The sequence below is a fragment of the Mycobacterium sp. E796 genome (assembly GCF_001672815.1).
Classification (GTDB): domain Bacteria; phylum Actinomycetota; class Actinomycetes; order Mycobacteriales; family Mycobacteriaceae; genus Mycobacterium.
On the sequence record NZ_LZKK01000001.1, the window covers coordinates 1 to 14,978 of the forward strand.

13 protein-coding genes and 1 pseudogene are annotated in these 14,978 nt (G+C 69.4%); 10 read left to right on the forward strand and 4 right to left on the reverse strand.

Annotated elements, in window-relative coordinates; all coding sequences use genetic code 11:
* Positions 1 to 22 precede the first annotated feature (22 nt).
* Positions 23 to 553 (reverse strand): phage holin family protein, encoded by a 531-nt coding sequence (locus A5706_RS00005; RefSeq protein ID WP_068125824.1) that lies wholly within the window; start codon positions 551 to 553, stop codon positions 23 to 25.
* 269 nt (positions 554 to 822) lie between these two features.
* Between A5706_RS00005 and A5706_RS00010 the strand changes: the two genes are divergently transcribed.
* A complete protein-coding gene (locus A5706_RS00010) occupies positions 823 to 1,518 on the forward strand; it encodes a S1 family peptidase (RefSeq protein WP_156766859.1) in 696 nt (231 codons plus the stop codon).
* A 1-nt stretch (position 1,519) separates the two neighbouring features.
* On the opposite strand, the gene acs is transcribed toward A5706_RS00010, so the two are convergent.
* Positions 1,520 to 3,469, reverse strand: coding sequence for an acetate--CoA ligase (gene acs / locus A5706_RS00015; protein ID WP_068125826.1), 1,950 nt, complete (start codon positions 3,467 to 3,469; stop codon positions 1,520 to 1,522).
* 186 nt (positions 3,470 to 3,655) lie between these two features.
* Here acs and A5706_RS00020 point away from each other — a divergent pair, with 186 nt between their 5' ends.
* The gene (locus A5706_RS00020; RefSeq protein ID WP_068125852.1) at positions 3,656 to 4,129 is read left to right on the forward strand and encodes a DUF4232 domain-containing protein; all 474 of its coding nucleotides are present in this window, start codon (positions 3,656 to 3,658) and stop codon (positions 4,127 to 4,129) included.
* Between the two features lie 6 nt (positions 4,130 to 4,135).
* Here A5706_RS00020 and A5706_RS00025 read toward each other — a convergent pair whose 3' ends face one another.
* On the reverse strand, positions 4,136 to 4,825 hold the full coding sequence (locus A5706_RS00025) for a hypothetical protein (protein WP_068125829.1): 690 nt from the start codon (positions 4,823 to 4,825) through the stop codon (positions 4,136 to 4,138).
* 97 nt (positions 4,826 to 4,922) lie between these two features.
* Here A5706_RS00025 and A5706_RS00030 point away from each other — a divergent pair, with 97 nt between their 5' ends.
* From A5706_RS00030 to A5706_RS00050, 5 genes are read left to right on the forward strand one after another with little or no spacing between them, the layout of a single operon-like run.
* Positions 4,923 to 6,539: an ABC transporter substrate-binding protein gene (locus A5706_RS00030; RefSeq protein WP_068125834.1), complete on the forward strand. Its 1,617-nt coding sequence runs from the start codon at positions 4,923 to 4,925 to the stop codon at positions 6,537 to 6,539.
* Between the two features lies 1 nt (position 6,540).
* The gene (locus A5706_RS00035) at positions 6,541 to 7,467 is read left to right on the forward strand and encodes an ABC transporter permease (RefSeq protein ID WP_068125836.1); all 927 of its coding nucleotides are present in this window, start codon (positions 6,541 to 6,543) and stop codon (positions 7,465 to 7,467) included.
* A complete protein-coding gene (locus tag A5706_RS00040; RefSeq protein WP_068125838.1) occupies positions 7,460 to 8,320 on the forward strand; it encodes an ABC transporter permease in 861 nt (286 codons plus the stop codon). The genes A5706_RS00035 and A5706_RS00040 overlap by 8 nt, the downstream gene beginning before the upstream one ends.
* A complete protein-coding gene (locus A5706_RS00045) occupies positions 8,317 to 9,936 on the forward strand; it encodes an ABC transporter ATP-binding protein (protein WP_068125840.1) in 1,620 nt (539 codons plus the stop codon). Before A5706_RS00040 ends, A5706_RS00045 begins: the two co-directional genes overlap by 4 nt.
* Before the next feature lie 11 nt (positions 9,937 to 9,947).
* Positions 9,948 to 10,706 carry an oxidoreductase gene (locus A5706_RS00050; protein WP_068125841.1) on the forward strand — a complete coding sequence of 253 codons (759 nt, stop codon included), beginning with the start codon at positions 9,948 to 9,950 and terminating at the stop codon, positions 10,704 to 10,706.
* Positions 10,707 to 11,136: 430 nt separating this feature from the next.
* Here A5706_RS00050 and A5706_RS00055 read toward each other — a convergent pair whose 3' ends face one another.
* A complete protein-coding gene (locus A5706_RS00055) occupies positions 11,137 to 11,994 on the reverse strand; it encodes an HAD-IB family hydrolase (RefSeq protein WP_068125843.1) in 858 nt (285 codons plus the stop codon).
* 492 nt (positions 11,995 to 12,486) lie between these two features.
* Between A5706_RS00055 and ssd the strand changes: the two genes are divergently transcribed.
* From ssd to A5706_RS00070, 3 genes and pseudogenes are all read left to right on the forward strand, one after another.
* The gene (gene ssd / locus A5706_RS00060) at positions 12,487 to 13,527 is read left to right on the forward strand and encodes a septum site-determining protein Ssd (RefSeq protein WP_082964086.1); all 1,041 of its coding nucleotides are present in this window, start codon (positions 12,487 to 12,489) and stop codon (positions 13,525 to 13,527) included.
* Positions 13,524 to 14,687: a TadA family conjugal transfer-associated ATPase gene (locus A5706_RS00065; RefSeq protein WP_068125847.1), complete on the forward strand. Its 1,164-nt coding sequence runs from the start codon at positions 13,524 to 13,526 to the stop codon at positions 14,685 to 14,687. The genes ssd and A5706_RS00065 overlap by 4 nt, the downstream gene beginning before the upstream one ends.
* Positions 14,684 to 14,978: pseudogene (locus tag A5706_RS00070) on the forward strand (hypothetical protein); the annotation flags it as partial. The gene A5706_RS00065 and the pseudogene A5706_RS00070, both read left to right, overlap by 4 nt.

Sequence of the window (14,978 nt, forward strand, 5' to 3'; positions counted from 1 at the left end):
CCGACGGATCTGGTGCCGGCATCTACCAACCCGAGGGGTCCGCGGGCTTTTCGTGCCTGCCGCCGCCGGACTCGGTGAGCTCCCTCGGGCCCGTGGCGGCCTTCTCGTGGCCGGGGGTGAGCGCGGTGCGCGTCTCCTTGACCGATTCGATGGTCTGCCGCGGGCCGCGGATGCGGCGGACCTTCAGGAAGCCCAGCAAGCCGAGGACGGCGCCGACAACCACCATGATCCCGAACACGATCAGGAACGCGACCCAGCGCCACAGCCATTCGTCGAGCAGCTCGGCGAGGAAGAAAAAGAAGAAGAACGTGGAGTAGAACAGCACCACCAGCGCACCGATGAAATAGACGCTGCCGGTCAGGCCCTTCTTGACGTCCCGGGTGATCTCGGATCGGGCCAGTTCGACCTCGGCGCGGACCAGGGTGGACATCTGCGCTGTGGCGTCTTTGATCAGGTCACCGATTGACGGCTCGGCCGGCTTGGCGTGCGGGTCGGCCAACGGAATCGTGGTCAGGGTGCTGGGCACACCGTTGTTGCGATCGTCTTTGCTCACGGACCGTCCTCTCGGTTCTCTCGTCGCGGTTCATGTTGCCATGCGGCCCGGTGGCAGACGAGGCCAGCTGAAGGCCCCGCGGGACCACGGAGTTCGGCGCCGGGACAGCGAAACGGCCGCCGCGGCGACGGGCGGGTCGATCCCTTTGAGCGGGAAAGGAATATGGCAGGGCACCGGGTTGCGCCGTCGCCGCTGGCGAATCCGCCACCCTGGCCGACTACACTGACCAGGCCGCTCAGGATGTCCGACCGCTCGATGGGGGTGTTGCTTTGCAGACGGCCTACCGTTGCTACAAGGCGGCGATGGTGGCCGTGCTGGTGGCCCTGATCAGCGTCCCGGCCAAGGCGGCCGCCGACGACCGGATCCCGATGGGCGGCGGAGCCGGCATCGTCATCAATGGGGACACGATGTGCACCCTGACGACAATCGGCACCGACGCCGCCGGGGAGTTGATCGGCTTCACCTCGGCGCACTGCGGGGGTCCCGGCGCGCAGGTCGCGGCCGAGGCCGCCCAGGATCGCGGCCCGCTGGGCGTGATGGTCGCAGGCAACGACAATTTGGACTACGCGGTGATCAAGTTCGATCCGGTCAAGGTGGCGCCGGTGGCCAGCTACAACGGCTTTGTGATCAGCGGCATCGGACCGGATCCGACGTTCGGGCAGGTGGCCTGCAAGCAGGGCCGCACCACGGGCAACTCCTGCGGCGTCACCTGGGGGCCGGGCCAGGACCCGGGCACCATCGTCATGCAGGTATGCGGTCAACCCGGTGACTCCGGGGCCCCCGTCACCGTCAACAACCTGCTGGTCGGCATGATTCACGGCGCGTTCAGCGACAACCTGCCGACGTGCATCATCAAGTACATCCCGCTGCACACCCCGGCGGTGGTGCAGTCGTTCAACGCGATCCTGGCCGACGTCAACGCCAAGCACCGGCCCGGTGCCGGGTTCGCGCCGCTACCGGCCTGAGCTACTTCGCGCTCCTGATCGCGTCGAACACGCCGGGGTCCAGCAGCGTCGACGTGTCACCCAGCTCGCGTTTTTCGGCGACGTCGCGCAGCAGCCGGCGCATTATCTTGCCGCTGCGGGTCTTGGGCAGTTCGGGCACCACGTGGATCTCGCGCGGCTTGGCGATGGGGGATATCTCCCGGGCCACCTCGGCGCGCAGCTCCTCGACGATCCCGTCGTGCACCTGGTACTCGGCGCACAAGACGACGAACGCGCAGACGGCTTGGCCCGTGGTCTCGTCGGCCTTCGCGACTACCGCCGCCTCGGCCACTCCGTGGTGGCCGACGAGCGCCGACTCCAATTCGGCGCTCGAGAGCCGGTGCCCCGACACGTTCATCACGTCGTCGATGCGGCCCACCACCCAGATCGCGCCGTCGCGGTCGTAATAGGCGCTGTCGCCGGCGAAGTACCAGCCCTGCTCGGCGAACCTGGACCAGTAGGTCTCGACGTAGCGCTCCGGATCGCCCCAGATGCCGCGCAGCATCGAGGGCCACGGCTGGTCCAAAACCAAGTAGCCGGTGATGTGTTCGCCGTGATGGACGGCAGGCGTCAGTCGATCGCCGTGGTCGTCGACGATGCTCGCGGAGATGCCGGGCAATGCCCTCATTGCCGAACCCGGTTTGGCCGCGGTGACCCCGGGCAGCGGGGAGATCATCGCGGCGCCCGTTTCGGTCTGCCACCAGGTGTCGACGATGGGCAGGCTGTCGGCGCCGATCACCGTGCGGTACCAGCGCCACGCCTCGGGGTTGATCGGTTCGCCCACCGTGCCCAGCACTCGCAGGCTGGACAGGTCGTGCGCGTCGGGGATCTCGCGCCCCCACTTCATGAACGTCCGGATGAGCGTGGGTGCGGTGTAATAGATTGTCACCCCGTACTTTTCGATGATCTCGAAATGCCGGTGTTGGGTCGGCGAGTCGGGCGTTCCCTCGTAGAGAACCTCGGTGACCCCGTTGGACAGCGGACCGTAGACACCGTAGGTGTGCCCGGTGACCCAGCCGATGTCGGCGGTGCACCAATAGACGTCGCTCTCGGGTTTGACGTCGAAGACGTAGTAGTGCGTGTAGGAGGCTTGGGTCAGGTAGCCGCCGCTGGTGTGCACGATGCCCTTGGGCTTGCCGGTGGTGCCCGAGGTGTAGAGCAGGAACAGCGGCTGTTCGGCGTCGAACGCCTCGGGGGTGTGTTCGTCCGAGGCGGCGTCGACGACGTCGTGCCACCACAGGTCGCGTTCGTCGTTCCAGGACACGTCAATTCCGGTGCGCCGCACCACCAGAACGTGCTCGACGGAGCTATCCGGATCCGAGACCGCCTCGTCGGCCGCCTCCTTCAGCGGCGCCGGCTTGCCGCGGCGGAACTGCCCGTCGGTGGTGATCACCAACTTGGCCTGGGCGTCGGCGATGCGGGCCCGCAGCGCCTTGGCGGTGAAGCCGGCGAACACGACGCTGTGCATGACGCCCAGGCGCGCGCAGGCCAGCATCGCGACGACGGCCTCGGGGATCAAGGGCATGTAGATGGCGACGCGGTCGCCGGCGACCAGGCCGAGGTCGGTCAGCGCGTTGGCCGCCTTGCACACCTGTTTCTGCAGATCGGCGTAGGTCAGGCTGCGGCTGTCGCCGGGCTCGCCCTCCCAGTGGATGGCGACGCGATCACCGTGTCCGGCTTCCACGTGGCGGTCCACGCAGTTGTAGGCGACGTTGAGCTTGCCGTCGGCGAACCATTTGGCGAAGGGCGCCTCCGACCAGTCCAGGATCTCGGTGAACGGAGTCGACCACGAGAGCCTGTTGGCCTGCTTGGCCCAAAAAGCCAGCCGGTCCTGCTCGGCCTCGCGGTACAGCTCCTCACCCGCGTTGGCCTGCTCGGCGAACTGCGCCGACGGCGGATAAGACGTCGGTCCCTCGGTGTGGGTGGCGGTCACTGGATTCCTCCTAGCGTCGAGGCTCGTCAACCGTCAGTGAGCCTAGACCTTCCAGGTGAGAAACCGTCGCCCGATCCGGGGTCAAACACGTCCGCATGCCGCATAATCACCGATGTGCCCGGACCGCACGCGGGCCGACCCGCCCTCAGCTTCGCCGCGGCCGCAACGGCTTACGCGGCGGCGACGATGTCGGGTGCGCTGGGATCACCCGCGTGGGCCGAGCCGTCCGACGCCATCGACCAGCCGACGCCGTGCTGGTCGGAGCAGGTCGCCGTCAGCGCTTCCCCGGCGCAGGCCGCCGTCGGGCACCGCGGCGTGACGCTGCTGTTCGCCCTCGCCGGTGGCGCGGACCCGTGCACGCTCACCGGCTACCCGAGCGTCGACTCGGGCAGAGGCGGGCCGCTCATCCACGCCGAGCCGACGCCGCGCGGCTACCTGGGCGGGTTGCCCGCCGGCGTCGACGACCCGCCGACAGTCATGCTGTCGCTGTCGACGCAGGGCCAGGCGGTGGTGGAGGGCGTCGCCGTCGACGCCGACGGCAAGCCGTGCCCCGGCTACACCGACCTGGTCGTCAGCCCTCCGGCCATCCTGCAGGCGTTCACCGTGCCGGCCGCCATCGACGCGTGCCGGCTGGAGGTCCATCCCGTCACCGCGGGGTGATGGCGCTCAGGCGCCGGCCTGTGCCAGGCAGTAGACGCGCGGCGGCACCGGGTAAGCGATGGCCTTGTCGCCGGGCGCGCACCGTGCGGTGTCCGTGCTGCCGTCGAAACGCTGGACGACTCTGGTCTGCGGCGCTCGCGGCGCGCTGCAGTCGCCCAGCGTCATCGTCAACGTCTCGGCGCCGTTGGTCATCTGGTAGCACTGGCCCTGTTTGAGATTGAGCGCAAAGCACAGGGTGGCGGAGTCGTCGGTGTACCGGCTGTAGACGGAGTTATCGCGTTTGCCGTCCGGGCAGTTCGCGGTGGGGCCGCCCTTGTAGGCGAGTTGATAGGCATTCGCCGGATTCGCGCAGTCGTTGGCCCGACTTGAGCTGAACGACCTTGCGAGAAAAGCATTTTGGTCGATGCACTGGCCCACCGGCATGGACTTGTCGGTGTCGAACAGGCTCCTCTTGTTCACTCGTACCAGGTTTCCCGCAATTCCGAACGCACCCAGGGTGAGCAGCACGGCGCCGACGACGATCAGCGTGGTGGCCCACTTCGCGGGCGGGGACTGCGGCGAACCCGCGGAGCCAACGGTGACGGCCCGCGCGCTGCGCGCGCGTAACCCGATTATCAGACAGACCACACCGATAGCCGGAACGCCGAACACCGCCGCCAGATATCCGACCTGAACGCCGACTTCGTGCGAGGTCACAGCGTCATCCTAGCGGCGACGCGGTGCGCCGGTTCGCCCTCGCCGGCCAGGCGCGCCCGTTCGGTTCGGGGGCGCTGCAGGCCTTAGGGTCGCTGGCATGCGTCGGATGCGGGCCGCGCTGGCCGTCCTTGCCGCCGGGATGCTGGCGGCCGGGGCGCTGGCCGGCTGCGGCGGCGGCATGCTCAGCCCCGATCTGGTGGTGGTCAACAGCGGGGAGCCACCGAACCCGTTGATTCCGACCGGTACCAACGACAGCCTGGGCGGGCGGATCCTCGATCGGCTGTTCGCCGGCCTGGTGTCCTACGATGCCGCCGGCAAACCGTCGCCAGAAGTGGCGCAGTCGATCGAGACCACCGATAACATCAACTACCGGATCCTGCTCAAACCGGACTGGAAGTTCACCGACGGCTCGCCCGTGACGGCCCACTCATTCGTCGACGCGTGGAATTACGGTGCGCTGAGCACCAATGCCCAACTGCAGCAGGACTTTTTCAGCCCGATCGACGGGTTCGACGAGGTCGCCGGCGCCGATGCAAAGCGCACCACCATGTCCGGGCTGCGGGTGGTCAACGATCTCGAGTTCAGCGTGCGGCTCAAGGCGCCGACCGTCGACTTCGTGCTGCGGCTGGGCCACAGCGCGTTCTATCCGTTGCCGGACAAGGCATTTCGGGACATGGCGGAGTTCGGCCGCAACCCCGTCGGCGACGGCCCATACCAGCTTTCCGACGGGCCCGACGGGCCGGCGTGGGAGCACAACGTGAAAATCGACCTGAGGCCCAATCCCGGTTACCACGGCAACCGCAAGCCGCACAACAAGGGCCTGAGGTTCGAGTTCTACGGCAACCTGGACACCGCCTACGCAGACCTGCTGTCCGGCAATCTCGATGTCCTGGACACGATTCCGTCGAGCGCTCTGACGATCTACAAGCGTGACCTGGGCGGTAACTTCGCCAGCGGTCCGGTCGCGGTGAGCCAGTCGCTCGACACGCCGCTGCGGCTGCCGCACTTCGGCGGCGAGGAGGGCCGGCTGCGGCGGTTGGCGTTGTCGGCGGCCATCAACCGCCCGCAGATCTGCCAGCAGATCTTCAACGGAACCCGCAGCCCGGCGCGCGATTTCACCGCCCGGTCCCTACCCGGGTTCGATCCGAACATCCCGGGCAACGACGCGTTGGACTTCAACCCCGAACGGGCCCGCCAGCTCTGGGCACAGGCCAATGCGATCTCGCCGTGGAGCGGCCGCTACCTGATCGCCTACAACGCCGACAGCGGCCATCAGGAGTGGGTGGACGCGGTCGCCAACAGCATCAAGAACGTGCTGGGCATCGACGCCGCCGGCGCGCCGCACCCCACGTTCGCGGGATACCGCACCCTGATCACCAACCACACGATCGACACCGCGTTCCGTGCCGGCTGGATCGGGGACTACCCCTCGATGATCGAGTTCCTCGCCCCGCTGTACGCGACCGGCGCGGGATCCAACGACGTCGGATACTCCAGCCGCGAATTCGACGCCGCGCTGGCCGCCGCGGAGGCCGCGCCCAGCCTGCAGGAGGCGGACACGCTGGCCAACGCCGCGCAGCGAATCCTGCTGCACGACATGCCGGCCGTGCCGCTCTGGTATTACATCGCGGTGCTGGGCTGGTCATCGGCGGTGCGGGGCGTCACGGTGACATGGAACGGCATGCCCGACTACGAGAACATCGTCAAGGCCTGAAATGGGTTGGTACATCGCACGCCGGATCGCCGTCATGGTGCCGGTTTTCCTCGGCGCCACGCTGCTGATCTACGGCATGGTCTTCCTGCTACCGGGTGACCCGGTGGCCGCGATCGCCGGAGATCGGCCGCTGACTCCCGCGGTGGCCGCGGCGCTGCGCGCCCGTTACCACCTCGATGATCCCTTCCTGGTCCAGTACCTGCGCTACCTGGGCGGCATCTTCCGCGGTGACCTGGGCCGCGCTTATTCCGGGCTGCCGGTCAGTTCGGTTCTGGCGCACGCCTTTCCGGTGACTATCCGGTTGGCGCTGATTGCCCTGGTGGTGGAGGCGGTGCTCGGGATCGGGTTCGGTGTGATCGCAGGTTTGCGCCAGGGCGGCATCTTCGACGCCACGGTGCTCATCACCGGGCTGATCATCATCGCGATCCCGATTTTCGTCCTGGGCTTCCTGGCGCAGTTTGTGTTCGGCGTGCGGTTGGGGATCGCGCCGGTGACCGTCGGCGAACGGGCGACATTCGGGCGACTCCTATTGCCCGGGATCGTCCTGGGCGCCGTGTCATTCGCCTACGTGGTGCGGTTGACCCGTTCCTCGGTTGCCGCGAACGCGCACGCGGACTACGTCCGCACCGCCACCGCCAAGGGGTTGTCGCGGCCGCGGGTGGTGACGGTGCATATCTTGCGCAACTCGCTGATCCCGGTGGTGACCTTCCTGGGCGCGGATCTCGGTGCGTTGATGGGCGGAGCCGTCGTGACCGAGGGCATCTTCAACATCCACGGAGTCGGCGGTGTGCTGTATCAGGCGGTCACCCGGCAGGAGGCGCCGACGGTGGTGTCCATCGTGACGGTGCTGGTGGGAATCTATCTGGTCACCAACCTGCTGGTGGACCTGCTGTACGCGGCCCTGGACCCAAGGATCCGCTATGGATGAGCACTCCGGCTTCTGGGGCGAGACCTGGCGCAAGCTGCGCCGGCCAAAGTTCTTCACCGCCGCTGCCCTGATCCTGTTCGTCCTTGTGGTGGCGGCATTCCCGGCGTTGTTCACCGGGGTAGACCCCAGCTATGCCGATCCCGCCCAGAGCCTGCTCGGGCCGTCGTCGGCGCACTGGTTCGGCACCGATCTGCAGGGCCACGACATCTACGCGCGCACCGTCTACGGAGCGCGCGCGTCGGTCTCGGTCGGGTTGGGCGCCACGCTGCTGGTGTTCGTCGTCGGCGGGGCGATGGGCGCGCTGGCCGGCTTCTACGGCGGCTGGGTCGACGCGGTGGTTTCCCGGGTCACCGACGTGTTCTTCGGATTGCCGTTGCTGTTGGCCGCCATCGTGTTGATGCAGGTCTTGCACCACCGCACGGTGTGGACGGTGATCGCCATCCTGGCCCTGTTCGGCTGGCCGCAGGTGGCCAGGATCGCCCGCGGTGCGGTGCTCGAGGTCCGCGCCAGTGATTACGTGCTGGCCGCAAAGGCTTTGGGGTTGAACAGGTTTCAGATCTTGTTGCGCCACGCGGTGCCCAACGCGCTGGGCCCGGTGATCGCGGTGGCGACCATCGCCCTGGGCATCTTCATCGTCACCGAGGCGACGCTGTCCTACCTCGGGGTCGGGCTGCCGACGACCGTGGTGTCCTGGGGTGGCGACATCAACGTCGCGCAAACCCGGCTGCGGGCCGGCTCGCCGATCCTGTTCTATCCGGCCGGCGCGCTGGCGATCACGGTGCTCGCGTTCATGATGATGGGTGACGCCCTGCGCGACGCCCTGGACCCGGCGTCGCGGGCGTTGCGCGCATGAGCACCCAAGGCGCGCCGCTGCTGTCGGTCGAGGGCCTGGAGGTCCGGTTCGGCGCGAACGCGCCCGTCGTGTGCGGCGTGGACCTGACCGTGCTGCGCGGTCAGACCGTCGCGGTGGTCGGGGAATCCGGATCCGGGAAATCCACGACGGCGGCCGCGATCCTCGGACTGCTTCCGCCCGGCGGCCGAATCTCGGCCGGACGCATCGTGTTCGACGGCCGCGACATCACCGGCGCCGACGGTCGGGTACTGCGCTCGATCAGGGGCCGCGCCATCGGTTACGTGCCCCAAGACCCGATGACCAACCTCAATCCGGTGTGGAAGGTCGGGTTCCAGATCCGGGAGGCGCTGCGGGCGAACACCGATAACCGCGAGACGCGGCGCCGCGCGGTCGAGTTGCTGGCCGAGGCGGGCATGCCGGATCCGGCCAAACAGGCTGGCCGGTATCCCCATCAGCTGTCCGGCGGCATGTGCCAGCGTGCGCTGATCGCGATCGGGTTGGCCGGACGGCCCAAGCTGCTCATCGCCGACGAGCCGACGTCCGCGCTCGACGTCACCGTGCAGCGGCAGGTGCTCGACCACTTGCAGGGGCTCACCGACCAACTCGGCACCGCGCTGCTGCTGATCACCCACGACCTGGCGCTCGCCGCCGAACGGGCCGAGTCGGTGATCGTCGTCCATCGTGGCGTTGTGGTGGAATCCGGTGAAGCGCAGGCCATTCTGCAGGAGCCGCAGCACGAATACACCCGACGGCTGGTGGCCGCCGCCCCATCACTGACCTCCGGTCCGTCCCGCGCCCGCGACTCGAAGGCACCCGCCGAGGACTTCCTCGTCGCCTCCGAACTGACCAAGGTCTACCGGGAGTCGCGCGGGGTGCCTGGGTGGCTGGGAAAGCGGCGGTCGGAGTTTCGTGCCGTCGACGCCGTGTCGTTTCGGCTGCGCCGCGCGAGCACCCTGGCGATCGTGGGCGAGTCGGGCTCGGGGAAGTCGACGCTGGCGCGGATGGTGCTGGGTCTGCTGCGGCCCACCTCGGGCACCGTGGTTTTCGACGGCACCCGGATCGACGACGGGTTGGACCGCGAAACGGCGCTGGCGTTTCGCCGGCGCGTACAGCCGGTGTTCCAAAACCCTTACAGCAGTTTGGATCCCATGTATTCGGTGTTCCGCGCCATCGAGGAGCCGCTGCGGATCCACCGCGTCGGCGACCGCAGGCAGCGCGAGCGGGCGGTCCGCGAGCTCGTCGACCACGTCGCGTTGCCGACGTCGGTGTTGCGCCGGCTGCCCCGCGAACTGTCGGGCGGCCAACGACAGCGGGTGGCGATCGCGCGGGCGCTGGCGCTGCGCCCCGAGGTGCTGGTGTGCGACGAGGCCGTCTCGGCGCTCGACGTGCTGGTGCAGGCGCAGATCCTCGACCTCCTCGCCGACCTGCAGGCCGAATTGGGCCTGACCTACCTGTTCATCAGCCACGACCTCGCGGTCATCCGGCAGATCGCCGATGACGTCCTGGTGATGCGGGCCGGCCGGGTGGTCGAGCAGGCGCCCACCGAAGAGCTGTTCACCCGGCCCGCCCACGAGTACACCCGCCGGTTGTTGGAGGCCATTCCCCGTCCCCGCTAGGTTGGCAACCTGTGACCGCCGACCCCCTGGCCCCGCTGCTGGGACTCCCCGGCGTCGCCGAGGCCAGCGACCGGGCCCGCGACGCGCTGGGCCGCGCGCAACGCCACCCGGCCAACCTGCGGCGCTGGCCGGTGACGGCCGCCGAAGCGGCGTTGCGCGCGGCGCGCGCGTCCTCGGTGCTCGACGGCGGTCCGGTGCGGCTGGACGATCTGGCGGACGCGGCGCAGGTCAGCGAGCCGGTTTTCGGCGGGGCGCTGCGGGTGGCCCAGGCTCTGGAGGGCGGGGGAGGGCCGCTGGTCGGGATCTGGCAGCGCGCGCCGTTGCAGGCGCTGGCCCGCCTGCACGTGCTCGCGGCGGCCGATCAGGTCGACGAGGATCGGCTCGGGCGTCCGCGGGCCGACGCCGACGTTGGGCCGCGGCTGGAGTTGCTGGCGGAATTGGTAATGGGCCGCACGTCCGCGCCGGCGCCGGTGGTGGCCGCCGTCGCGCACGGAGAGCTGCTGACGCTCAAGCCGTTCGGCAGCGCCGACGGCGTGGTGGCGCGAGCCGTGTCGCGGCTGGTGACGATCGCCAGCGGGCTGGACCCGCACGGGCTGGGCGTGCCCGAGGTCAGTTGGATGCGGCAGCCGGCGGACTATCGCGACGCCGCACGGGGATTCGCCGACGGCACACCGGACGGCGTCGGCACCTGGCTGGTGCTGTGTTGCCGGGCGCTTCAGGCCGGCGCGCAGGAGGCTTTGTCGATCGCCGAATCGCTGCCGAATCGGTAGCCGACGGGCGCCGAAATCGGTGTCACCGAATTTGTTTCACAAATGTAAAGCGGGCGACGTCCCGAATAATTCGGTCCGCCGCCCGCTAGCACGGGACTCGGTTACCAAGCGTGCATTTCTGGGCTGCGTGGGTTGGCCTCGGCGATCTTGCGATGCTTCCGGCTGCAACCCCACCCAAAGGGTCGTCGACGCCTTCCACTTTTCGCAATTACGCAGGCCCGCAACACTTCTGCCATTATCGCGGCTATGACTCCGCGTGGGTGCCGGGTTCCGTGCTGGGCGCCAGGTTCGGGAGAACGATCCTTCTCTTCCGGATCGACCTTGGCCTCACCGGGCTTCCGTGGTTCCTTTGTACTACTAGTCCCCTAGCACATCAAGGCCTAAATGCGAAGCAAAAATCTATTGCGCGAATTGCATGTTTGCTGCGCGGCTAAAAGGCGAAGCGACGCAGCAACGAGTAGGTGACCGCGCCGGCGGCGAGCGCCGTGACGCCAACTGCGGCGGTGGTCGCGATCGCGGCGCCCGAGGGTGCCGGGATCCGGTCGCGCAGCGACACCGGGCGGGAAAACATCAACACGGGCCAACCGCGCTCGGCGGCTTCTTTGCGCAAGGCGCGGTCCGGATTGACCACGCTGGGGTGGCCGACGGCCTCGAGCATCGGCAGGTCGGTGATCGAGTCGGAATAGGCGTAGCAGTGCTCCAGCGGGTAGCCCTCGCGCGCGGCCAGCTCGCGGATCGCCTGCACCTTGCCTTCGCCGTAGCAGTAGAACGCGATCTCGCCGGTGTACCTGCCGTCGTCGACGACCATCCGGGTCGCCATCGCATGGGTGGCGCCGAGCGCCCGGGCGATGGGCGCCACGATCTCCTCCCCGGACGCCGAGACGACGACGACGTCGCGGCCGCAGAGTTTGTGCGCGGCGATGAGGTCCGCGGCTTCCGCGAACACCAGCGGGGTGACGATGTCGTGCAGCGTCTCGTTGACGATCGACTTGACCTGTTCCACGTCCCAACCGGCGACCATGTTCGTCATGTGGATGCGCATCCGGTCCATCTGGTCATGATCAGCACCGGAGAGCAGATAGATGAACTGGGCGTAGCTGGACTTGAGCACGGCGCGGCGGTTGAGCAGTCCCTGGTTGAAGAAGGGTTTGCTGAAAGCCAGCGTGCTGGACTTGGCGATGATGGTTTTGTCCAGGTCGAAGAAGGCGGCTGTGCGGGCGCGAGGAGCGGTGGTTGCAGGTGTTTCCGGTGAGGTTTGCTGCCGCGCGGCCGAGTCGGAGACGGTCACCGATCCAGCATAGGTCGGCGATCCGACGGCGCCCTGGAGTTAGGCCCAAAACGGCCGCTCATGACGGGGCCAAGAACATACTCTCGGTATTTTTGCGGCTCAACGCACCTTTCGTGAGAACAACTACTTGCGTTAGTGCCGACTGTCATGTGTATAGTAAGCATTACTCGGCCTGAGCCGAGGGTGCATCAGCCCGACCCCCCGGGGCTGATACACGACGACCCTCGCCTCCTCCCCCCCTGGCGGGGGTCGTCCCTTTTCTGGGGTAAGTTTCCCCGCCGCAATCGGGCGTCGACGCTTTGGCCGCCGGGCGTTGCGGGAAGGCGTCCCGCCGGTCCCGGCTGAGCTCCCGGGCGACGCGTTTGCACACACTCGCGTCTCTATCCCCAAATCCGGCTTTGGGACTGGTGTGCCAAGGTCACGGCCCCGCAAGGTGGGTTGGTGACGAGCACCATCCGCCCGAAAGCGGCGGCTACATCGGGCGTGCTGGCGGTGCTGGCGGACCCGGAGTTGCGCGATGAACTGGATCGGGTGGCCGCCGCGGTCGGGGTTCGGGTGGTCCACGCCAGCGGGTCCGCGGTGGGCTGGAAGGCATGGTCGGCCGCCGCCGCGGTGGTGCTGGACGAGTCGGCGGCGGAGCGCTGCGGGCGGGCGGCGCTGCCGAGGCGCGCCCATGTCAGCGTCCTGACGATCACCGAACCCTCGACAGCGACCTGGGCGGCGGCCGTCGCGGTCGGCGCCGAACACGTTCTAAAGCTGCCCGACCAAGAGCGCGAATTGATCGGCGACCTTTCTGAGGCCGGCGAGGCCGCGCGCGACGACACCCCGCGGGGCGAAGTCGTCGCCGTCATCGGGGGCTGCGGCGGGGCCGGCGCGTCGATGCTCTCGGTCGCCGTTGCGCAGGCCGCCGGCGACGCGCTGCTGGTCGACCTCGACCCGTGGGGCGGCGGCATCGATTTGCTGGTGGGTGCCGAGGGCACACCCGGGGTGCGCTGGCCGGACCTGGCGCTGCAGGGTGGCCGGCTCAATTGGCCGGCCGTGCGCGAGGCGCTGCCGCGGCACGGCGCAATCAGCCTGCTGTCCGGCACCCGGCGCGGGTACGAGGTGGGCGCCGCGGCGGTGGATGCCGTCGTCGACGCCGGGCGCCGCGGCGGCGTCACCGTGGTCTGCGACCTTCCCCGCCGCCTCACCGACGCGACGCAGGCCGCGCTGGACGCCGCCGCCCTCGTCGTCGTGGTCACCCGCTGCGACGTGCGGGCCTGCGCGGCGACCGCGGCCATGGGCCCGGCGCTCGCCGCGATCAATCCCAACCTCGGGCTGGTCGTGCGGGGCCCCTCGCCGGGCGGATTGCGGGCGGCCGAGATCGCCGACGTCACCGGCCTGCCGCTGCTCGCGTCGATCAGGGCCGAGCCGCAACTGGCCCGGCAGCTGGAGCGCGGCGGCCTGCGGTTGGGACGCCGCGGCCCGCTCTCCGCGGCGGCCCGGCGGGTGCTCGCGGTGCTGTCCGCAGGGCGGAAGGGGCTGGCGGCGTGAGCGGCTCGCTGATTGAGCGGGTGCGCGAGCGGCTGGCAGCTGAATCGGTCCCGCTGCGGCCCAGCGTGGTGGCAGCCGCGATCCGGGCCGAGTCCGGCGGGATGCTCGGCGATACCGAGGTCCTGGCCAACCTCCGCCTGCTGGAAACCGAGCTGACCGGTGCCGGCATCCTCGAACCGCTGTTGTGCGCGGACGGCACCACCGACGTCCTGGTCACCGCGCCCGACGCGGTCTGGGTCGACGATGGAAACGGGTTGCGGCGCAGCGGCATCCGTTTCGCCGACGAGGCGGCGGTGCGGCGCCTGGCGCAGCGGTTGGCCCTGGCCGCCGGCCGGCGCCTCGACGACGCCCAGCCCTGGGTGGACGGTCAGCTGACCGGCATCGGCGCCGGCGGGTTCGCGGTGCGGTTGCACGCCGTGCTGCCGCCCGTCGCGGCCGGCGGCACCTGCCTCTCGCTGCGCGTATTGCGCCCGGCCACTCAGGATTTGGCGGCCCTGACCGCGGCGGGCGCGATCGATCCGCGGGCCGGCGCGCTGATCGGCGACGTCATCGCCGCACGGTTGGCGTTCCTGGTGAGCGGAGGCACCGGCGCCGGCAAGACCACCCTGCTCGCCGCCATGTTGGGCGCCGTGCCGGCCACCGAACGGATCGTCTGCGTCGAGGACGCCGCCGAGCTCGCGCCCCGGCATCCGCATCTGGTCAAGCTTGTCGCGCGGTGCCCCAACGTCGAAGGCGTCGGCGAGGTCCCGGTGCGTGAACTCGTCCGGCAGGCGTTGCGGATGCGGCCCGACCGCATCGTGGTCGGCGAGGTCAGGGGCGCCGAGGTGGTCGATCTGCTGGCCGCGCTGAACACCGGCCACGACGGCGGCGCGGGCACGGTGCACGCCAACAGTCCGGGCGAGGTTCCCGCCCGGCTGGAGGCGCTGGGCGCGCTCGGCGGCCTGGGCCGAGCGGCGCTGCACAGCCAGCTGGTCGCGGCGGTGCAGGTGCTGCTGCACGTTACTCGGGACCGGACCGGTCGCCGTCGGCTCGGCGAGATCGCCGTGCTGCGCCAGGTCGACGGGCAGGTGCGGGCGGTCACCGCGTGGCACGCGGAGCGGGGCATGACCGACGACGCGGGGGACCTGTATCGCCTGCTGCGCGCCAGGATGCCGGCATGAGCGGCCTCGCGGTTGGCGCGCTGCTGTTATCCCTTGCGCTGCTGGTGCTTCCGTTGTCGCCGCGGCGCAGGCTGCCGAGGCCGGCGCGGGTTCGCCGGCCCCCGGCCGCTGGGGGCGCGGTTGTGTGCGTCGCGTTCGCGCTTGCCGCGTCCGCTGTCGTGCTGCTGCCCTGGACGGCGGTCCTCGCCGCGGGAGTGGTTGGTGCGACGGTGATCGTGCGTTACCGACGTCGCCGCCGGATCCGCCGGGCCCTGGACGAGGGCCGGGCCCTGGAAACCGCCCTCGACGTGC

Bases quoted from the DNA above. Each gene is read 5' to 3' on its own strand.
- A5706_RS00020 (WP_068125852.1), top strand. From the start codon at position 3,656: ATGTCGGGTGCGCTGGGATCACCCGCGTGGGCCGAGCCGTCCGACGCC.
- A5706_RS00030 (WP_068125834.1), top strand. From the start codon at position 4,923: ATGCGTCGGATGCGGGCCGCGCTGGCCGTCCTTGCCGCCGGGATGCTG.
- A5706_RS00035 (WP_068125836.1), top strand. From the start codon at position 6,541: ATGGGTTGGTACATCGCACGCCGGATCGCCGTCATGGTGCCGGTTTTC.
- A5706_RS00040 (WP_068125838.1), top strand. From the start codon at position 7,460: ATGGATGAGCACTCCGGCTTCTGGGGCGAGACCTGGCGCAAGCTGCGC.
- A5706_RS00045 (WP_068125840.1), top strand. From the start codon at position 8,317: ATGAGCACCCAAGGCGCGCCGCTGCTGTCGGTCGAGGGCCTGGAGGTC.